This window comes from Mitsuokella sp. oral taxon 131 str. W9106, assembly GCF_000469545.1.
Lineage (GTDB): Bacteria > Bacillota > Negativicutes > Selenomonadales > Selenomonadaceae > AWVT01.
Window position 1 is genome coordinate 265,261 of record NZ_KI273058.1, and the last position, 19,708, is coordinate 284,968.

Here is a 19,708-nt window from a genome sequence, read left to right on the forward strand (position 1 = left end):
GCATTTCGAATATGGCAATTGATAGAGTACCAGCCCTCAAGCGCTGCCGTGCGCTCGGGCTCGAGCCGGCTGTAATCGGCCGCTCCAAAGAATCGAAGCGCAAGATCGTACGCACGAACCGAAAGGTTTCGGAGTACGGCTTGCAGCTCAAAGAGAAGCAGAAAGCAAAGTTCATCTACGGCGTGCTCGAAAAGCAGTTCCGTGGATACTACAATAAAGCAAAGAAGATGCAGGGCGTAACGGGTGAGAACCTCCTCGGGCTCTTGGAGCGCCGCCTTGACAACGTCGTGTTCCGCCTTGGCCTTGCCAACACGCGCCGCCAGGCACGTCAGCTCGTCCGTCACGGCCATTTCGCGGTCAACGGCAAGCGCGTCGACATTCCCTCGGCGCTCGTTTCAGAGGGCGACGTCATAACGGTCGCGGAGAAGAGCCAAGGCAGTGCATTCTTCAAGGAGCTGAAGGAGAGCAGCAATGCTCTTTCCGCTCCGGCATGGCTCCAGGCGGACCAGGCCAATCTCACGGGGACGGTAACGCGTTTCCCGAACCGCGAAGAGATTGATGTCCCGGTCAACGAGCAGGCTATCGTCGAGCTGTACTCCAAGTAATGAAGATGGATTACTCAGCACATCTTGTTATTGAGGGGGTACTTCCAAGATGATAGACATCGAGAAACCAAAGATTGAGATTGTGGAGATCAGCGAAGATGGCCGTTACGGCAAGTTCGTCTGCGAGCCGCTCGAACGCGGCTACGGCACGACGTTCGGCAACAGCCTGCGCCGCATGCTCCTCTCCTCCCTCGAAGGCGCGGCAATCACGTCCGTTCGGATTGAGGGCGTGCTCCATGAGTTCTCGACGATACCGGGCGTGCGGGATGATGTCACGAACATCGTCCTGAACCTCAAGCAGCTCTGCCTCAAGATGGTGGGGAGCGAGCCGCGCGTCATCCGCATTGAAGCGGAGGGGGAGAAAGAGGTCACGGGCGCTGACATTATCTGCGGCTCGGACGTGGAGGTCTTAAATCCGGATCTTCACATCGCTACGCTCAACGAGGACGGCAAGCTCGTCATCGAGATGACCGTTGAACGCGGGCGCGGCTACGTCCCGTCGGATCGCAACAAGAAGCCGGACGATACGATCGGAACCATTCCCATCGACTCGATCTTCTCGCCCGTACAGCGCGTCAACTACAACGTGCAGGATACGCGCGTCGGCAATGTCACGGACTATGACCGCCTGACACTTGAAGTATGGACAGATGGTTCTCTCCGTCCGGAAGAAGCGGTCAGCAAGGCTGCCGGAATCCTCGTCATGCATCTGAAGCTTTTCCAGAACATGGATGGGCTGCCGGAAGAGACGGAGGAAGTGGAGGCATCCTTCCCGGAAGAAGCAGAGGACGATTCTGGGAAGGTCATGGAAATGACCATCGAGGATCTCGATCTCTCCGTCCGTTCCTTCAACTGTTTGAAGCGCGCGAACATCAACACGGTCGCAGATCTTGCCGAGAAATCGGAAGATGACATGATGAAGGTACGCAATCTCGGACGCAAGTCCCTCGAAGAGGTCAAAAAGAAGCTTGAAGAACTCGGGCTTGCGCTCAAAGAAGTGAACAATGAATAGGAAAGAGGGAAATCCATGAGCCACAGAAAGTTAGGACGTAATGCAGCGGCACGCAAGGCGCTGTTCGCCAGCATTCTCACTTCCTTCTTCAGATATGGCCGCATCGAGACGACGGAAGCGAAGGCAAAGGAGCTCCGCAAGTTTGCCGACAAGCTCATCACGCTTGCAAAGCGTGGCGACCTTTCCGCACGTCGCATGGCGATCGCGAGGCTGTCTGATGAGGACGTGGTAAGGAAGCTCTTCGATGAAATCGGCAAGAAATACGCAGACCGCCAAGGCGGCTACACGCGTATTTTGAAGCTCGGCGTCCGCCGCGGCGACGCTGCTCCGATGGTCATCATCGAGCTCGTCTGATCGAAACGAAAAGAAAAGAGCCATCCGCTCACACGGATGGCTTTTTTGATCTTGAATTTACAATCTAAGTGCAACAGGAAGCAAAAAAGAAAACGTGACACATGGGAATCTGATACAATGATATTTGCGCAGAGGGGAACAAACGAGAACACGAACTGACAGAAAAGTGCATTCGAGAGAACGCCCGCATTGCACAGAATCAAGAGGAGTATCAGAAACACTGCGAGGGACTTGTGGCGAGATATGATGCCGCAAAAGCACGGTTTGACGAGGTGACGGACACGATCTCTGCAAGGAAGCGCAGTCGGAGCGATGGGGGCATTGTTCATCAAGTGCATCAAGGAACAGAGTGCGCCTGTGGCAGAGTTCGACAGCCAGCTTTGGGCGAGCATGGTAGAGAGCGTGACCGCGGGTAAGGGCATGACGGTGATGTTTCGGGATGGAACGGAAGTGAGCGTGTAGAGGATTCTCCTAGAATCTTAGCCCGAAGGAGAAGCCGCAGGTTGCGTCCGGTGTGTGGAAACCTTCGAGTTTTTCTATGGGCGCGGCAGCAAAAATATCGTAGGAAATATCGTTGACCGTTCCGCGAACGCCGAGCGCTGCACCTGCGAGCACATGCCCGTTGTAGAGATCGGCGCCGTAGCCGTAGACGGCGCCGACATCGAGGCCGAGATAAAGTTCCGCCTTTTGCTTCGGGAACTTCGTCACAAATTCATTTCTAAGATACCAGCCGTTCGTTCCCATCAGCGTGGTCTCGCCGTCGAAGCCGCGCACCGTATAGCGTCCGCCCATGCTGATCATATCCACGCCATAGAGCCTTTGCTCGTTCATCGTCCATTGCCCGTGAAGAGACGTGGTGAAGGTCGCAGGGCGATGACCGAACGTAAACGGATGGATGTAATCCACATCAAAGAGCCACAGGCGATAGTGCGTCTTTGGTGCATCAGGATACGTTTTCTCCTCCTGTGCGCCAAGCCATCCGAGTCCGAAGCGGTGCGCGATGCGGAAATAGAGCGTGTCCCGGTCGATGTAAAGCCGCTCCGCATAGCCGACCTCCAACGATGTCTGGTGCATCGCCTGGATGGGAAGCTCCACATCGTTGACAAAGCTATGGGAATTGCGCTTCTTCAGACGAATATCCATGCTCGTCTTCATGCTCGACGAACGATGCAGCACATAGTCCCAGGAAAACGTCGAGATATTCGTATCGCCCGCGCTGATGAAATCGTAGGGACGGCTCTCCACCGTCTGATGGTATTTCGAGCGCTGGTAAGAGACCGTAAACGTATGCGCCCCGTAGGGAATCGTATAGCTGATATTATGCCCGCGCGTACCTTTCGCATAGCCGTCCTGTGCGCCGTCGAGATTCATGCCGACGCGCAGGATATCGTTCCGCTGAAATATCTGGTCGACGCCGACATTGCCGTAAAGCTGCAGCTTTCCCGTATCCTTGAGACCGGAATCATCGAGGGAGATCGTGCCGTAGACATTCTTGCCGCGTGTCACCGTGAGCACTAGGTCCGTCATTTGCGGCTCCTGTGCCGGCAGGAGTTTCACGGTAATATCCTGCGAAGGCAGGCGCTTCGCCTGCTCAAGCCCTTGCTCGATATCGCGCACGTTCAAGACGTCGCCTTCGCGAAACGGGAAGAGGTTGTAGGTATAGAGCGTATCATTGCCCTCGGCAAAGCGCACGGCATGAATGCGGCCGATCTGCAAAACAAGTCGGAGCGTTCCTTCTGAGAGATTCTGCTCGGGGATGACGACGCGGCTTGTTGAAAAACCGCGCTGCATAAGCTCGTGGTTCATTTTGCCGACGGCTTCATTGATCTCCTTGAGAGCAAGCTCGCGTCCTTCGTAGTCATGGGCGATATGGCGCAGGAAATAGAACTTCCCCGATTCATTTTCAAGCATAACTTTGACGATGGGGAAACGAACCGTTTCATCGGCAGGGAGCGTTGAGGAAGAGAGAGGGGGCGTATCGACCTCCGTGCGTTCTTGATGCAGCCGCTCCTGCCGTGCCGCCTCCTGTGCTCGCGACTGGTCAAGCTGCTCCTGCTGCGAGAGCGGAGCAGCTTGGGCGGGAGAGACGGATAAGGGGAGGATGGCTGCTATGAGCAGGGGGGCGGATGGGAGTTTGAGTGTTATCAAATGGATTCACCACATTCTTTTAAAACTAAGTGATCATGATCAAGAGGCGTCAATTCTATTGCTTATCAACTACATGAGGGACAGCACGATTTCTTTTTGCCGATGCAAGCAGTCGTTCAAAGAAATCCGGATCATAATCTACCTTGGACCAACAGACGGGATCAATCTGGTTTTTCCAATAAAGCGGAATCATATTGCCTGTGCGTGTATCGTAGATGCCAGAGTCAAAATGCCGAACCCGCTCTTTACGGAAAAAATCCAGCGCCTAGAATCCAGGAAAATATGCATAATCCACCAAGGATGCTTCTGTGAACAGGATTCCGTTGGCCGCATTGCCGTGAACATCCCAACAGCTTGAACTCAAGAACCACGATCGATACAGTTCAAACAAAACTTCTCCCTGCAAATTGACAACAACAGCGTAATTCGGGTCACAGCTCCACAGCAAGATGCTTTTACCTTCTTCATACCATCCTTTTAGGAGATTTGCTGTTCCGACTGGCAAAGGAAACAAAGGTTCCTCGCCTTCATCGTTTACGAATACCAAAACAGAATCATCTTGTCGGATGCAGATGAGGCCATCCTTGTATTGCAGGGGAGCGCCATCCTTTTGACTGATATCGTCCCCAAAAGAACGCATGCTTATATCGTCATAGATTTCTTTTGCCTCTCCGCCTTCTTTGGGGATGGAATATACTTTATGCGGACAGCTATAATCCATAGAGATGAAGATGAGATAAAATTTATCGGGATACACATATAGGTTGGCAGGAAGCAGATCGTATACTGTGTTTGGCCATATAATAGGAATTTGTCGTAAATCTTCTTCAGTCAAACACATGATTGGGGGACTTGTAAAGAACTGTCCTCTTTTTTCTCTTTTGCTATCAGCTGAAAATACAGACCTTCCTCCGTGAGGGCGGCAAAGGACAACCAGTAATCTTTTGGCACTACATCAGAAATGTCAAAGATCGTTTCACTTTCCAAACGATTGGGATCTTTGATAACAAAGCGAGGAATCATGTTCGTATCCCTATAGCATCCGATGATGCTACCAGAGAATCTTGTTTGCGTTGCTTCATGCTGAAATAACGATCTTCCTATCCAAATGAAGAAACATGTACAGCTTAGGGTGATAAAAAACTTACATAATCGTCTATATCTTACCAAAAACGCATACATTAACTTGGCACCTCCTGATAACCCTTACTGATGCCAATCTGAACGGGATTATGACCTTCTGCGAGATAGTTCCGCTTCGTCCCGCTCGCCGCCGCACTTGCACCAGACCCCGCATTCCCACCGACCGCCTTAACTGCCGCAGCCCCTACAATCGCGCTGACGATCTGCGCGGTGCCGGGATCCTTGATCTTCTTGATCTCGCCGATGATCGCCTCATTGACTCCTGCGCCAATGGCACCAGAAGCAAACCCCGCGCCTGTGATCTGGCTCATGATGCCGCCGATGATGGCATGGACGGTGACTTTTCGGCCGCTTCCGTCGTCGGGGAGGTTATGGGCGAGGCGGAAGGCTTCTTCACCGAAGATGGCAGCCAGCTTTTGCCTCGCTTCTATTTTCTCCTTGTCGAAGATTTTCTCCAGTTCGTTAAGGCTGTGTACGGTGTCTCATCTTAATACTGAAATCTCCTGTATTTGATGTTCTTGTATTTCTACTTTTTCTTAGGCAGGAGAAAATTAGGTTGTGCTGTAAAAACATCTACACCTTCCTCTATAGAATCAAGCAGTAATTCTAAATCATTAAAGTATGCCTTTCGATAGGGAAATTTTGACCATGACAAAGAAACTTGCGTTGCAAATTTCGGCAGATGCCTTATATTTTTTGTATACCTATCATAAATAAATGGTCTATAAAACTCAGGGCTTTCCTCTCGCACCAGATCTATAATAGATGAATCATTTTCCCAGAAATGAACACCTCCACTCCCTCTGGGGATCATAGTCACTAAAACTCCTCTTCCTGAATACCCATCTGATATCCATATATGATCAGAAATTCTCATTGTCCCAAAAGTATCTAATGTGATTAATTCTCCCCTCTCTTCAGCTAAGATTAGTTCGTCATCTGACATCACCCCCTCTAAATACTGATCCTTTTTCAATGTAAAAAGGTGTTCTACGCTATTGTCCGTTAAATATAATACCTCTTTGGACTTGGTTTGTATTAGTATACCATGTTTATATGGACTCATAAAAAAATATTGTCGCGGATAGTGATATCTATTCATCTCTTGTCCCTTTTTATCATAAAAGAAGATGGTTTGCTGTGTGTCAAGAATAATATTTTCTTCGGTAACAACCATGGACACACCAAGTTGCATTGTCAAAGTTATCGGAAGAATGACAATCCCGTCGGTATTTAATTTCACAATTCGTATCTCTTTTTGATTTGTTATCAGTAGAAAAACTGCTCCTTCTTGATCCATGGCGGCATTTAAGAGCCTACAATTTTGGAATAAACGTATATTATCTAAAGAAATACATGTATATTCATCTACATAATTCGGATTAAAAAAACAAATGCTTTTCTCCCCTCCTACAGAAAGTGAACCAACAATCACCCCGTCGTAAGTTGCACGCGCACATATCTCATGGTAAATAAACCGCGAAGTAAAAATCAGCAAGACTGTGCACAATACGATGCATATTGATCTTTTCATCGGATAATCTCACTAACCAATCCCATTCCATTAAAAAATTCATAGTCGGTAGCCAATTTGTTCCCTGTCATATTAGGTTCATGAGATTCAACTAACCAAGACCAACTTTCTCTTGCAATATCAGTCTGGTTTTGTAACCCGAATCCGATTGCATCAATTGTCGTTGTCACACAATTATTGTCCCATAAGTGGTAGTCGTTCACTCCTGTAGGAGCTTGATAGTAATACGAAACAACCTTATCCTTTGACAACCTAATTTCTTTATCGGTACGAACATATCCTCCGAAGTAGTGATCAATCGCATAGTTATACGAATATACGACATCGTTTGCATTCACATATGTCGGATTAAGCATATAAATGGTTTTCTCTGCGTTATATGGATTGAAATTATTGTCTATAACATACACTCCTCCTCCAGTATAATTTGCTGGGCCATGTCCACTTAAACTTGGAAATAAACGTCCAACATTATCGCCATATCGACCATAATTTCCCTCTTCATAATGCCCATCAGAGTACAATACAACTAATGAAGCATGCCCAATCACATCTGATTCTATCGCTATTCCAACCTGTACAGGATAACTATCTGGATGGTTCTCTCCAAAATGGTTCCACTTCGTCCCACTCGCCGCCGAAGCCGCACCAGCCGCTGCATTGCCACCGACCACCTTAGCTGCCGCAGCCCCTACAATCGCGCTGACAATCTGCGCGGTGCCGGGATCCTTGATCTTCTTGATCTCGCCGATGATCGCCTCATTGACTCCTGCGCCAATGGCACCAGAAGCAAACCCCGCGCCTGTGATCTGGCTCATGATGCCGCCGATGATGGCATGGACGGTGACTTTTCGGCCGCTTCCGTCGTCGGGGAGGTTATGGGCGAGGCGGAAGGCTTCTTCACCGAAGGCTTTGGCCAGTTCCTGTTGCTCTTCGATTTTTTGCTTGTCAAAGATGTGCCCAAGCTCGTTCAAAGCGTTGTTCGTATCACGATTGAGGGCAGAGATGTCCTGCGTGGGATTCTTGCGAATGTCGATTGTTTCCGGTGCAACGGCAGAAGTTGTCCTGCCGTTCGCATCGCCCTTGGCAGGCATGGAAAGGTTGGGGGAGAGGCCTATGGTATTATAGACCTTGTTCTTCTCTTGTCGGTTCATCTTGTCATAGCTGCCGTAGTGGTGATACTCGGCGCCTATGCTTTTCGAGCTGTAGTCCGCACCGTTCTCCAAACCGCTGAAAGAGAACGTCCCTGTCGAGAGGCGGTTCTTTCCCGCATCCGCTTCGCTTGCCATGACCGCGCCCTTGAGGTCGGTGTTCTTTTTGACGTAGATGTCGAAGCCGCCTTTTCCAGCGAAGATACCGGACTGGCCTCTGGCGCTTCTATAGTGGGAGTCGATCGTTCCTCTGTCCGCTGAAAGGCCGAACGTGGGCTTGGAGAATTTTCCCGCGCGAATATTCCACGAGAGATCGAAGCCCGCCAATGTGTTTTTCTCCTCGTAGGTTTCTTTTTCCTGCAAGGTCTCGATGTTGAGATTGCCGCCGATCTTTGCCGTGACCTTGTCGCCCTGCACCGTGCTGCCGAGGATGTTCATATCCTTGCCGCTTTCGATCTGCAGGGCGTTTTTGGCAGCGATCTCCGTCGGGGTGTAGGTCGAGGCATTTTCCTTGCTGTTTCCCTGTGCTTTGCTTGCACTTAGGCTGAGGCCTGAGAGTCCTTGCTGGCTGAAGGAGACGCCGATGCCGGCGGAGCTTGCTTTGTTCTCGCTCGTCGTGCGATTGCTGTTTTCTCCAGCGAGAAGCTCTATGTTTTGCTTTGCTGCAAGGGCGACGTTCTTTCCTTCGACTTTGGATCCTTGCATGGCAAGATCGCGCTCTGTTGCGGTGAGGTCTGCTTTTTCCCCTGCAGCGATTTTGCTGCCTGCATATTCCCTTGTGACGCTCTCGGTGCGGCTGTAGGATTTGCTCGTGCCAAGGCTGAGGTTCAAGGAGAAGCCTGCGTTATCTTTCAGCGGGGTTTGTCTCTTGCCGAAGTTTTCGTGGATGAGGCGGCCGGCTTTCCATGCGTAGACGGCTTTCAGGCGGTCGTCCTGCACTTCGCCCATGCGCTGCAAAGGTGCGGCGATCTCCTGTCCGAAGCTCAAGAGTCCATGTCCGAGGCTGACGGTCAGTCCCGTCGTTCGGCTCTCCTGCGTCAAGGCGTCGCGGTAGATGTTTTCCCTGCCGTCGATCTGCGTCTCCTTTGCCGTGATGCTCGCATTTTTTCTTGCGAGGATGCTGGCCGATGTGAGGTGTGCGGTATCCCCCGCAGCGATCTTGACGTCGCCTGCAAAGCCTGCGATGTTCGTTCCCATCTGTGTAAGCGCGGAGCTGTCGCGCTCGCTCTTGACCTGCTGCGTGCCGATGGTGAAGCCGAGACCGCCGGAGGAGAAGATGCCGGAGGTCTTTTCTTCCTTGAAGCTGTCCGTATGGGCGTAGTTCTCTTCCGATGCCGCAGTGAAGTTTCTTCCTGCGGCGACATTCGTGGTATTGTCCGCGAGGACGTTTGCCGCCTGCAGCGTCACGTCCTGTTTGGCGGCGAGGTTTACATCTTTTCCTATGACCAGCGTGCCGCGTGCCTCGTCCGCCGCATTGTCGATGCGGATCGTTGTCCGAGTGCTCGACAGGAAGCCGCTTGCCGTATGGCGATGACCGTAGTGATCTTCGGCAGTTTCGCGTCCTGCGGTGAGGGCGATGTCCTTTCCGGCGGCGAGGGACGTCGTGCCTTCCGTGCTGGCGATGGCAGCGGCTCTTGCTTTCAGATCGTTTCCGGCAGTCATGGAGATATTGCCGTCGGCGCGAATCTCCGCGTCGAGTTCCGTGCCGCGCTTGGTGCGCAGATAGTTTTCCGCATCCTCCGTCATATCTTTCTGGCTTTGGAGCTTCTTTGTGTCAAGCGTGATGTTTTCTCCCGCCGAGAGGAGGACGCTGCCGTTCTTGCCGAGCGCGGAGAGCGTTGCGCCGACAAGCTCGATGTTCTTTCCTGCGCTGGCGACGAGGACGCCATCCGCACCCTTGACGGCAATGCCTGCCGTCGTGTTCAGTACATCTTGGTTCGCCAGATGCTCGCTCGTGCTCTTTGCCGCAATATTTCCCTTGGCCTCCAACACGACAGACTTCTTGCCGAGAACCGAGCCTTGGATGCGGATGTCCTTGTCTGACTGGAAAGCGATGTTTTTGCCGAAGACAAGCCCTGAGCTTTCCAGATCTCCCGTTTTGGCGATGATGTTCTCCCCGTAGAGCGTGCCTGCATTCTTGAGGGCTTCCTTGGTCTCGACGACGATGTTCTTCGCCGAGACGAGGCTGCCGCCGTCGGTGAGCTTGAGACTGCTCGTATTCTTGGTATAGAGGACGGGGTAGACGGCACGTTCTTTTTGACCGTTGACCTCGACCTCGCGCTCTTCGAGCCAGATCATATCCGAGGTGAGGGAAGCGACTTGTTCCTTGGAGAGGGCGACGCCCGGGGCGAGGTTCATCTCTTTGGCATAGGAAATGCCCGCATCCATCAATGCTTTGAATGCGGTTTCATCGTCGGTATAGCCTTCCAAATGGCGTTTTCCCGTCTGCCTTAGAATCTGATCGACAAGAAGCTGCTGCTCGTAGAAGCCGTCGCCGATGCGCTTGGGAATCTTGTCTTGATCCCATTGCATTTGGCGGTACATGTAGTCCGAGGAGAGGAATTTCCGCTTGTTGGTAAAGGCGGGATCCGTTTCTACGAGATACTTCGCCGTGGATTCCGGATGGACGTGGTAGAGAGAACTGACGAAGAGGGATTCCATCTTCGTACTGTCGTCGGATTTGGATGCGTTCGTGTGGGAGAGTCCGAAAGGGGAAAGCGCGTTTTGCGCGCGCTGTCTCTGTGCATCTTGGATGTTCGCCTTTTCGACGGACGCAGCATTGCCGCCCTCGTAGGTCTGCACGCCGATGGGGGAGGGATTGCTCTTGGTGATTTCGGGCGTCATAAAGACGACGCCATGATATTTCCGTACTTTTCCTCTATGGAGCCAGTTCCTTCTTTCGGTATAACTGCCCTGTGTCGTTCCGAAGGTGACGGCAAGTTCCTGCTGTTTTTTTGCGTCTTCTTTGACCGCCCCCGTTGCATGGAGCGTTCCTCCTGCAACGATGTTGCTGTCCTCGTTTTCAACGGCGCTGTTCAAAAGGATGTTCGCGCCTGCACGGATACTGCCGGGGAGAGAGGAGGTAACATGCTCCTTCGAAAGGAGCGAATGACTGCGAATGACAGTGAAGTGGATGATCTTCTGCCCTGCCGCCGTGCCGATCTTTTGATTGTACGCTTTTGCCTCTGCATTATACGCCGTAATCTTTTCGTTGAGTTTTGCAAGAATCTTTTTGTATGCTTCGTCCCATGTACGGCGTGCAGGATCGTCTGCAGCGGGGCGGTCCGTGCTCATGGAGGCGATGCCGAATTGTTTGAAGATCGGATCGTCGTAAGCGTATGTCGGCGCAAGGGTGCCGATCAGTTTGTCCGGAATGGGCTTCTCGCCTGCGGCACGTTCTTCCTCCGAGATTTGCTCGATGGGCTTGTACTCCGCAGGTTCAAGAATCGCCTTTGGCGCGACATAACTGTGGTATGCGCCGTAGCCGCTGTTGATCTCGCGAAATTCTTCTGCGGGAAATGCCTGCCCTTGTTCGATATGGCCGCCCTCATCAATGCGAAGCTTCACGGGATTGTCTTTCGTCTCTGTGATGACGCGCTTGGCGGAGAAGGCGGCGTTTTCGTTCTTCGTCAAAGGCGCGGCAATGGAAATGCTGCCCTGCGCCTCGACGCGTGCGCCGCGATTGGCGACTTCTTCTTTTGCCGCAAGCGACAGATCGCCGCCCGAGTAGAGCAGGGCATTCCCGCTGTTTTGGATGGAGTTTGCTTGAAGAGCGAGAGCTTCCCGTGCGGCGATGACGCCTGAGGGAAGGGCGGCGAGCTCGGCTTTGACGGCATCTACAACCTTTTGCTGTGCGTCGTAGGCGGATTCGGCGCTTTGGAGTTCGCGTTGTAGACGGCAATGTCCGCCTGGGAGGTGAACTTTGTGACGTCGACGCGATGCGCGGCTTCGAGGAGCTCGGCCTTTTCCTTGAGCAGGTGCATCTCTTCGGTCAGACGCGCTTCAAGATTGGCGTTCTTTTCGTTTCGGATATGCGAAGCTTGCACATGGAGCGTATTGCCGTAGATTCTGCCCGTGGCGTCGTTCTTGAGATTCGAGGCGGTGATAGCGGCTTCTTCGTCGGCTTGCATGAGGCCACGATTTTCCATATCTGCCGTATGAATGGCGAGGCTTTTTCCGGAGATTTCTCCCGTGGCCGTTTGCGTAAGGTTTCCTGTCGTTGCAAGGGAAAGCATGCCGGCGGCTTCCAGCTTTCGCTGATTGTAGACGTTTCCCCGGAGATTTGCCGTGAGGTTTCTTCCCGCATGGAGATTGCCGAAGTTTTCAGTAGCAGCTTCATTGGAAAGGCCACCGGTATGGAGCGTGAGGCGCATATCCCGGTTGGCAGAGAGATTGCCGGCAAGGGGCATGGTGTTCGCTTCGATGGACAGGACTCTACCGCTTTGGACGGCACTGTTTTCAACGGTCAGGACATTTTGAGAAACGAGGGAAATATCCCCGTTGCTCGCGATGCGGCTGTTTTGCGTGTGCATGTTTTCAGCGGATACGACGATGTCTTTGCCGCTGAGGAGTTGGGCGTTGTTGTTGTCAAATTCTTTTGCCGTAACAGTGAGCGTGCCGGCATCGTTTGTTTTGCCCGAGGGAGCGATGGCGGCGGCGAGCGTGCCGGTATTGGCGATGGCTGAGGCATGGATTGCCGTATCTGCTCCGCCGATGATCTTGTCGCTGTTTTGCAAGGAGGAAGCCGTCAAGGTCGTGTCTTCCTTGCTGTAAACAGCGCCGCTGTTTTCTATCTCGTCTGCATGAATGTGGGTCGAGCCGTCCGTGTAGAGGTTGCCCGAGGTCTTGAGATTGCCGTTGACGTCGAGGGAGGTGGCTTCCGTGCTTGTGATCTGTCCTGCGAGGTTGACGCCGAGGCCTTTTTCCGTGCCGACAAGCTCGATGCGGTTCGCGTACATGCCGCCGATGGCGGCGAGATCGAGGGCGTACGCCAGCGTGTTTTCCCTGCCTTTTATGGGCGTGCTCGTTCCATCTGCATAGCGGATTTCGTTGGCTCCGGCAGCAAGTCTGGCGTTTTTCGCCCAGAGTCCGGCATTGATTTCAATGGCGCGGGCATAGATTTCAGCGGAATCTGTGCTTTGGGCATTGAGACCGTTTCCTGTGATGGAGAGCTTGCCTCCTTCCACACGAATGGAGGCGAGATTGCCCGATGCATCCATCTCGGTGCGCCCGGTCGCAAGCGTCACCCTCGCCGTATTCAAAAAGCCGGCGCCGTCTGCCAGAATCCCGTTGGGATTGGCGATGACGATGCCGGCCTTGTTTCCTGCGACCTCCAAAAAGCCGCGCAATTCAGACGGGTTGGCGCTTGTGACTTCGTTGACGATGATCCGCGCCGTGCCTGTGGCGAGATACGGATTCCCCTGCACGTATCCCGCAAGTTCGGTGGAGGCAAGGCCGTAGCTGTTGTTGAGAATGGCGCCGCGTTCGGGAACATTGAAGAATTCATAGCGGTTGGCAGACACGCCGCCTGCCGTGGGCGTTGTGATCTGAACGAGGGGATTGCCGCTCGCCGTCTCTGTTACAAGGGGGCGTTCCTTGATCGGCGCATTGCTATCTGGGAGGATTTCCGTCGCAAAAGCAAGCGCAGGCTGTAAAGAGAATGCGCCCAAGGTAAGCCAGCTCGTGATCTTTCTTGCCAGTTCCTTCTTTTTCACGCGATAAGAGCCTCCTTAAATGATGTAAAACACGAAATGAATAAAATCATGATAGCATGTTTTAATGACTTTTCCAAGAGAGCAAAATGGGGAAGGAAAAGGATAAATGTAGACTTATGGTCTATGGAGTCCATTAGCGGATGTTCAGCTCTTTGATAGGAATTATCCGATATCTGGGCCTCATTGACCAATTTTTAGATTTCCGTGTCCAGTTTTTTTGGCTAGGGTGTGCAAAATCTCGACCTAGGGGGTGCATCGTTAGATTGTATCAAAATCAGGGGTAAGACGGAATCGCTCATGCACTTCATGGCGTACAAAGCGCGTTCCGATGTGTACGCCATCGCCCATACACACTCGAAATTTGCGACGTCATTTTCGATGGCGAATTGTCAAGTCAAGTGCAACTTTTTCTTATAGAAAACTTCCATAATAGGGCGTACGATAGCCGAGGCATTTACGCGGACGCTTGCTTAGCTCATCAAAAACCTCCTGGATGCGCTCCTCTGAAAGATCCATAAGATCCTGCCCTTTCGGAAAATATTCCCGCAGCAAGCCGTTCGTGTTCTCGTTTGTTCCCCTCTGCCAAGGCCGATGGGGCGGAGGAAAATAAAACGGTTCCATCAGACGCTCAAGGTGCATCAGGATGGGACAGCAGCGTATCTTCCTGGATTAAAATCTGCAGGATATAACAGATTTCATCATCGTTGATGGAGGTGTCGAAGTGGCTTGCCAAGATATCGCCTGCAGCGCGGGCAGAGTCGAACAGTGTCTGATGACACTGGATAAAATGGCGGATATCGTCAAAATAGATGGCATCTTGATGCAGGCATCGGTCAAGCATGCAGCCGAGGTGTACGTAGAAATTGACTTCTTTTTCCGTATCGGCGAATTTGACCTGCAGGCTTTGGGCGAACTCTTGGATATACTTCAGCGCGACTCTCGGATTGACGTAGGTCACGTAGCGATCGAGAAGCGCGCGCGCCTGTGCTTCAGCAGTAGGAGGCGGCAAGGATCTTTCTTTGCATGGCGCAGGAATGAAGTCGATGCTGCTGTCGATACGCTGCAAAAAGGTACGCTGGAACTGTTCATCCAGCAACGTTCTGATCGAATAATATGGAATATCGAGTTGCGGATCCATGTTGCCAATGACGGCGAGAAAATGATAGCGTTTGGAAAGCGTTTCATAACGGCGTTTTATCTCGATGTAATGCTCGACGAGAATATCGATCTTGCCTTGCCGATCTTCTCCGAGGAGACCGAGGAGCAGCTTTTGCACCATAGGGGCTGCTCCTTTGCCTGTCATACAGAGCGCGAGGATGGCGGGGCGGCGCTTTTCGGAAGGAAGGCTTTCGAGGCGTATGGCGGTTTGGTAAATGGCGTCAAGATCGTTTGTTTTGTAGAGAACTTTTCGCAGAAGTTCCAGCGTAAGCGGCATGGATATATTCGGTATAACACGTGCCTCGATCCCGCATTCGCGCTGCAGGCGCCGTCCGAATTCGGTCAGTGAGCCCATGTCAACGAGGAGGAGAACGCCTTGCCCTTGATGCAGTGAGAGTGCCATGCTGCGAAACTTTTGATACGTTTCGTCGACACTGACAGAAAGGGGCATATTGATTGCCTTCATCCACGTCGTATCGAGCAGCGTGTTCGCTACCTGTGCCATGCTCGACGCCGTCGTCTCGCCATGGCAGCATATCATGATGGCAATGCGCTCCTGCGCCTTGCTTTCCGCCTTGTTATTGGCGAGCAGGACGGCGAGAAAGCCGCATTCGTAGTCGCGGATCTCCACATGGAAGCGTTGACGAAGACGCTTGATCATTTCCTCCGCAATTTGAAATTCGCGGGAATATTTCTGCTTGATTTCGGCAATGGGGGGGATGGGCAGTTCCGGCATCTGATTGCTTCGCGACAAAAGTGCCTGCACGTGGAAACAGAAGCCGAAGATGAATTTTTCATGGAACTGTACGTTCAAATGGTGACGGGCAAAGTCGATGAGAGAAACGGAAATATCGACGGTTTCGGCAGGAATGACCTTGTAGAGCGTGCGAAGATCCGCATCCGACCCGCGGATGCTTTTCGTCAGACTGCGGAAGTACGCTTCAATATCTTTTTGGAGCGTGTCGTGTATGATGTCGGCGCGAAGCCCCTGGCTGCGCAGGGTCAGTAATTTGTCCTGCAAGTTGTTGTAAAGATTCGTAGGCGGATCGAAAAGCGGAAGTGCAGAGGTCTGATTTGGAGAGATGATGATGGTTTCCGTGAACATCGAAAGATAGCGTTTCGTTTCCTTGTCAAGGTGAGCGAGGTGAAAGAGACGGTCTTTGATATCGCTCGTCAGGCTTGCGAAATCGACGTGAAGCGGCTGTCCATCCTGAATGCTTTGAAGAAAAGCATTGGCGCAAAGCAGCTTGATCTCGGAGCGAAGCTGCCCGACATTGCCCTTGTCAAATGGATAGACGGCAAGCGCCTTCATCGTCTCGGGGGCAATGAGAAGCGGCTGTTTCAGATTGACTGCTTCGATGCGAAAGAAGTATTCCAAAAGTTCGACGCGTTCGCTGATCGATTTTTGGGCGAGATTTGGCAGTTGGATGATGACGGGGATGCGCCGCATGAATGTTGCAAGCAGATTGTTTTCGGGATCCTCTGTCGTAGCGCAGACGATGAGGACTTCCGTCTTGCGCGGCTTTCCGCTTTCACCCAGTCGTGCAAAAATGCCGTGATCCATGAGGTAGAAGAGCATTTCCTGCCCTTCGGGCGGCAGGCGGTGAACTTCATCCAGGAAAAGGATGCCTCCGTTTGCTTTTTCAACGAGGCCTGCCTTTTCCGTATTTGCTCCCGTGAATGCATTCTTTGCATGACCGAAGAGCTGCGAAATCAAAAGCTGTGGATTGGTGTAGTAATCGGCACAGTTAAACGAAACAAAGGGATAATCCTGTGCCTGCTTTTGACGCACATGCGCACCGAATGCATGCATGGTTGCAGCGAACGTCGTCTTGCCGACGCCGCTCTCGCCGAGCAGCAGCGTGTGCAGGCCTTTGGGCGGATAGACGATGGCCGCTTTTGCTTGCCCGACTTGATGTTTCAGACTTCCGTCATTGCCGATCAGGTGCAGGAAAGGATCCTCTTCTTTGTGACGGCTCGCGTCCTGCAGATCGGCGAGCGTGTAGGAAGAAGCGAGCGGCAGATTGCATTCGCACGCAAATTGCGCGAGAATCTTATGTGGGACGAATCTGACTGGCCGCGTACGGATCTTGACGAGAAAGCCATCGCGGACGAGCTTGTTTAAAAGCGTGCTCGCATTGTTTCGGACAATGCCGAGCGCACGCTCGATTTCTTCCGCCGTAATGCCAGGAACTACGTCGTTGCGGAGCATGTCCCAGAAGGTATCGTACACGATATGGCTTTGGATGAACTGCAATAGGATCTCCGCTTTTTTCATGAAAATCCCTCATTTCGCTGTTTTTCTTTATCATATCATGAACTGCATAAAAATCGCATAAATACGATAAATTTTTATATAAAATCTATGCACTTTTTAGCTTACATGCCAAAAAGTGCATAGATTTTCATTTTTGAAAAAGAAAGATTGGGAATGCATGAAGCAAATTTCAATTTATTTCATGCGAATTATACTTGAATAAACCGTGTTTGATCGTGTTCATTCGAAGGGGCAACATGATTCCTTGCGATTATGCACAAAATTGGCATGCATCTTGCATTATACTATGTGCAAAGGAGGGAAGAGAATGGAATCCATGTTGCATGATGAATTGATTTTTATGAAGTACCCGGCGAAGGAACGGGAAGTGCTGCTGAAAGAGCTGACGGGCATTCTGAAGGATAGGGGATATGTCAAGGACAGCTACTCGGAAGCCCTTTTGACGCGTGAGCGCAAGTACCCGACAGGGCTGAATACGCCAGGCGTTCCACTCGCTATGCCGCATGCAGAAGCCCAGCATGTGAACAAGCCTGCGATCCTCGTCGCACGGCTGACCGAGCCAGTCCAGTTCAAGGAAATGGGAAACAGCGGCAGGGATGTAATGGCGAAATTCGTGTTCATGCTGGCGGTGCGTGACCCGGAAGGCCATCTCGCGATGCTCAGCAAGTTCATGTCTATTTTCTCACAGGAGAACCAGCTCAAGGAGCTCTACGCGATAGAAGATAAGCAAGCGCTTCGCGAAGAGCTTGAGAAGATTTTGGCATAAGAAAGGAAGGATTGGGATGAAGAAGATTTATGTGGCATGTGGCTCTGGCGTTGCAACGTCGCAGACCGTTGCGTCGAAGATCAGCAGCATGTGTGAGGACGAGTCGCTTGACGTATCGGTCGAAGCAGTCGATATCAAGTCTCTCGAAAGCATCATCGACGCGTGCGATATCTACGTTTCCATCGTATCGAATGAGGCGAATACGTTTGACAAGCCGACGGTGAGCGGCATTCCGTTCCTCACGGGGGTAGGGCTTGATACAGAGTGGGAGAAGCTGAAGGAGTTCATCGAGGCATGAACGCAAAAAGGCCCTCGCATTGGGGTGTGAGGGCTGGTCAGATGACCGTTGGCAGCCTCGCTGAAACCGTCGGCAGCCAACTGCATTATACCATAGTTTCGGATGAAAATGAAAATGAAAGAAAATAACAGAATTGAGAGAGGTGTATCAAATGCTGGATGCAGTCCATTACATCTTAGGTCTTGGCGCAGCGATTTTCCTGCCTGCCGTCATGATTGTCCTCGGCCTATGCATGGGCATGTCGCTGAAGAAGGCAATCCTTGCGGGCGTAACGCTCGGCATCGCTTTTACCGGCATGAACGTGGTCTTGGGGTTCATGTTCGATGCGATCAGTCCTGCCGCGAAGGCTCTCGTGGAGAACACTGGGCTTGCGCTCACTGCCGTTGACGTCGGTTGGTCGCCGATTGCGGCGATCGCATGGGCCTGGCCGTATGCGCTCCTGCTCTTCCCGCTGCAAATCGGCATCAATCTGCTCATGCTTGCCCTGAAGTGGACGAATTGCCTGAACGTCGATCTGTGGAACGTATGGGGCAAGATTTTCGTCGCGGCAATGGTCATGGGATTGACGGGAAGTCTCATTTTGGGACTGATCGCGGCAGCGATTCAGATCATTTTCGAGCTCATCAGCGGCGACCTGATCCAAAAGCAGCTTTACCAAATCTGTAAGATTCCGGGGGTCACATGCACTCACCCGATGATGCTGCAGGGGCCGTTGCTCGCGCTTGTCAATCGCGCACTCGATTTTGTTCCGGGACTTGGCTCTGTCAACATGGATGCCAAGGCACTCAAAAACAAGATTGGCATTTTCGGTGAGAACAGCGTCATGGGCTTCCTCATCGGCGCACTCATCGCCGTTATGGGCGGCTATGATCTTAAGGGAATCCTAACGACGGCAATTCAAGTATCGACGGCACTCGTCCTCTTTCCCATGGTTGCAAAACTTTTCATGCAGGCGCTTGCACCGATTGCAGATGCGGCGGGTACATTCATGAAGAAACGTTTCCAAGGGCGCGCATTCTACATTGGGCTCGACTGGCCGTTTCTCGCAGGTTCGTCAGAAATCTGGGTTGCCGCGATCATACTCGTACCGTTTGAGCTGATTCTCGCCATTGTTCTCAGCAAGCTCGACATGAACAATGTCATTCCGCTTGCGTCCGTCATCAACATCGTCGTTACGGTCCCCGCACTCGTCGTCACGCGCGGCAACCTCATCCGCATGATTATCCTCTGTATTCTTGTGACGCCGATTTACCTTGTCGTCGCAACGAGCTTTGCGCCGATCCTAACGGATATGGCGGCATCTACCGGCACGCTGCAGGTTGGATCAGGCCAGTTCATCACATGGATACAGCTCGAAGCACCGGAATTCCGCTGGGCGCTCGCGCATGCATTTAACGGAGAAATTGCCGGTATCGGCATTCTCGTCGTATTCTTTGTGCTCTTTGCTTGGTACTACAAGCGTATGCGTGCCGTGAATCGGGGGATCGACGAGATGGACAAGAAGTAAATCCTATATGAGAGCGATCGTTTTATATGATATAGGAGGA

General features: G+C 52.0%; 16 protein-coding genes and 1 pseudogene. 9 read left to right on the forward strand and 8 right to left on the reverse strand.

All coding sequences use genetic code 11. From position 1 onward, the window contains the following. Positions 1-11: 11 nt before the first annotated feature. The 4 genes from rpsD (at position 12) to HMPREF1985_RS11315 (ending at position 2,433) form a co-directional block, all read left to right on the forward strand. The gene (gene rpsD, locus HMPREF1985_RS05675) at positions 12-605 is read left to right on the forward strand and encodes a 30S ribosomal protein S4 (RefSeq protein WP_021771558.1); all 594 of its coding nucleotides are present in this window, start codon (positions 12-14) and stop codon (positions 603-605) included. A gap of 49 nt (positions 606-654) precedes the next feature. Beyond that, entirely contained in the window at positions 655-1,617 is a 963-nt protein-coding gene (locus HMPREF1985_RS05680) for a DNA-directed RNA polymerase subunit alpha (RefSeq protein ID WP_021771559.1), read from the forward strand. A 15-nt stretch (positions 1,618-1,632) separates the two neighbouring features. Continuing rightward, positions 1,633-1,971, forward strand: a complete 339-nt coding sequence (gene rplQ, locus HMPREF1985_RS05685) for a 50S ribosomal protein L17 (RefSeq protein WP_021771560.1) — start codon at positions 1,633-1,635, stop codon at positions 1,969-1,971. A 312-nt stretch (positions 1,972-2,283) separates the two neighbouring features. Then, entirely contained in the window at positions 2,284-2,433 is a 150-nt protein-coding gene (locus tag HMPREF1985_RS11315; RefSeq protein ID WP_021771561.1) for a hypothetical protein, read from the forward strand. Positions 2,434-2,442: 9 nt separating this feature from the next. On the opposite strand, the gene HMPREF1985_RS05690 is transcribed toward HMPREF1985_RS11315, so the two are convergent. The 5 genes from HMPREF1985_RS05690 to HMPREF1985_RS05710 all read right to left on the reverse strand — a co-directional run bounded on the left by HMPREF1985_RS05690 (position 2,443) and on the right by HMPREF1985_RS05710 (position 11,514). Next, a complete protein-coding gene (locus tag HMPREF1985_RS05690; RefSeq protein ID WP_021771562.1) occupies positions 2,443-4,119 on the reverse strand; it encodes a ShlB/FhaC/HecB family hemolysin secretion/activation protein in 1,677 nt (558 codons plus the stop codon). A 265-nt stretch (positions 4,120-4,384) separates the two neighbouring features. After that, positions 4,385-4,960, reverse strand: a complete 576-nt coding sequence (locus HMPREF1985_RS11580; protein ID WP_021771564.1) for a hypothetical protein — start codon at positions 4,958-4,960, stop codon at positions 4,385-4,387. A 340-nt stretch (positions 4,961-5,300) separates the two neighbouring features. Further along, a complete protein-coding gene (locus tag HMPREF1985_RS11585) occupies positions 5,301-5,573 on the reverse strand; it encodes a hypothetical protein (RefSeq protein ID WP_021771566.1) in 273 nt (90 codons plus the stop codon). Between the two features lie 215 nt (positions 5,574-5,788). Next, positions 5,789-6,796, reverse strand: a complete 1,008-nt coding sequence (locus HMPREF1985_RS05705) for a hypothetical protein (protein WP_155943523.1) — start codon at positions 6,794-6,796, stop codon at positions 5,789-5,791. Further along, entirely contained in the window at positions 6,793-11,514 is a 4,722-nt protein-coding gene (locus HMPREF1985_RS05710) for a hemagglutinin repeat-containing protein (protein ID WP_196805327.1), read from the reverse strand. Before HMPREF1985_RS05710 ends, HMPREF1985_RS05705 begins: the two co-directional genes overlap by 4 nt. On the opposite strand from HMPREF1985_RS05710, the gene HMPREF1985_RS11425 reads away from it, so the two are divergent. Next, positions 11,476-11,751, forward strand: coding sequence for a hypothetical protein (locus HMPREF1985_RS11425; protein WP_196805329.1), 276 nt, complete (start codon positions 11,476-11,478; stop codon positions 11,749-11,751). The two genes, HMPREF1985_RS05710 and HMPREF1985_RS11425, sit on opposite strands and share 39 nt — an antisense overlap. Positions 11,752-11,783: 32 nt before the next feature. Here HMPREF1985_RS11425 and HMPREF1985_RS05715 read toward each other — a convergent pair whose 3' ends face one another. Next, complete coding sequence (locus tag HMPREF1985_RS05715) at positions 11,784-13,661, reverse strand: filamentous hemagglutinin N-terminal domain-containing protein (protein WP_021771570.1); 1,878 nt, start codon at positions 13,659-13,661, stop codon at positions 11,784-11,786. 228 nt (positions 13,662-13,889) lie between these two features. Here HMPREF1985_RS05715 and HMPREF1985_RS11800 point away from each other — a divergent pair, with 228 nt between their 5' ends. Next, entirely contained in the window at positions 13,890-14,078 is a 189-nt protein-coding gene (locus HMPREF1985_RS11800; protein WP_369758552.1) for a class II aldolase/adducin family protein, read from the forward strand. Here HMPREF1985_RS11800 and HMPREF1985_RS05720 read toward each other — a convergent pair. Together HMPREF1985_RS05720 and HMPREF1985_RS05725 are read right to left on the reverse strand one after the other, a co-directional pair. Continuing rightward, a pseudogene (locus HMPREF1985_RS05720) lies at positions 14,051-14,270 on the reverse strand (transposase); the annotation flags it as partial. The gene HMPREF1985_RS11800 and the pseudogene HMPREF1985_RS05720 overlap by 28 nt on opposite strands. A gap of 19 nt (positions 14,271-14,289) precedes the next feature. Beyond that, the gene (locus tag HMPREF1985_RS05725) at positions 14,290-17,097 is read right to left on the reverse strand and encodes a sigma 54-interacting transcriptional regulator (protein WP_021771574.1); all 2,808 of its coding nucleotides are present in this window, start codon (positions 17,095-17,097) and stop codon (positions 14,290-14,292) included. 307 nt (positions 17,098-17,404) lie between these two features. Between HMPREF1985_RS05725 and HMPREF1985_RS05730 the strand changes: the two genes are divergently transcribed. The 3 genes from HMPREF1985_RS05730 to HMPREF1985_RS05740 all read left to right on the forward strand — a co-directional run bounded on the left by HMPREF1985_RS05730 (position 17,405) and on the right by HMPREF1985_RS05740 (position 19,668). After that, a complete protein-coding gene (locus HMPREF1985_RS05730; RefSeq protein ID WP_040637199.1) occupies positions 17,405-17,863 on the forward strand; it encodes a PTS sugar transporter subunit IIA in 459 nt (152 codons plus the stop codon). A gap of 16 nt (positions 17,864-17,879) precedes the next feature. Beyond that, positions 17,880-18,161, forward strand: a complete 282-nt coding sequence (locus HMPREF1985_RS05735) for a PTS sugar transporter subunit IIB (RefSeq protein WP_021771576.1) — start codon at positions 17,880-17,882, stop codon at positions 18,159-18,161. A gap of 151 nt (positions 18,162-18,312) precedes the next feature. After that, positions 18,313-19,668, forward strand: coding sequence for a PTS galactitol transporter subunit IIC (locus tag HMPREF1985_RS05740; RefSeq protein WP_021771578.1), 1,356 nt, complete (start codon positions 18,313-18,315; stop codon positions 19,666-19,668). The last annotated feature ends 40 nt before the right edge of the window (positions 19,669-19,708 follow it).

Bases quoted from the DNA above. Each gene is read 5' to 3' on its own strand.
- rpsD (WP_021771558.1), top strand. From the start codon at position 12: ATGGCAATTGATAGAGTACCAGCCCTCAAGCGCTGCCGTGCGCTCGGG.
- HMPREF1985_RS05680 (WP_021771559.1), top strand. From the start codon at position 655: ATGATAGACATCGAGAAACCAAAGATTGAGATTGTGGAGATCAGCGAA.
- rplQ (WP_021771560.1), top strand. From the start codon at position 1,633: ATGAGCCACAGAAAGTTAGGACGTAATGCAGCGGCACGCAAGGCGCTG.
- HMPREF1985_RS11315 (WP_021771561.1), top strand. From the start codon at position 2,284: ATGGGGGCATTGTTCATCAAGTGCATCAAGGAACAGAGTGCGCCTGTG.
- HMPREF1985_RS11580 (WP_021771564.1), bottom strand. From the start codon at position 4,960: ATGTGTTTGACTGAAGAAGATTTACGACAAATTCCTATTATATGGCCA.
- HMPREF1985_RS11585 (WP_021771566.1), bottom strand. From the start codon at position 5,573: ATGAGCCAGATCACAGGCGCGGGGTTTGCTTCTGGTGCCATTGGCGCA.
- HMPREF1985_RS05705 (WP_155943523.1), bottom strand. From the start codon at position 6,796: ATGAAAAGATCAATATGCATCGTATTGTGCACAGTCTTGCTGATTTTT.
- HMPREF1985_RS05725 (WP_021771574.1), bottom strand. From the start codon at position 17,097: ATGAAAAAAGCGGAGATCCTATTGCAGTTCATCCAAAGCCATATCGTG.
- HMPREF1985_RS05730 (WP_040637199.1), top strand. From the start codon at position 17,405: ATGGAATCCATGTTGCATGATGAATTGATTTTTATGAAGTACCCGGCG.
- HMPREF1985_RS05735 (WP_021771576.1), top strand. From the start codon at position 17,880: ATGAAGAAGATTTATGTGGCATGTGGCTCTGGCGTTGCAACGTCGCAG.
- HMPREF1985_RS05740 (WP_021771578.1), top strand. From the start codon at position 18,313: ATGCTGGATGCAGTCCATTACATCTTAGGTCTTGGCGCAGCGATTTTC.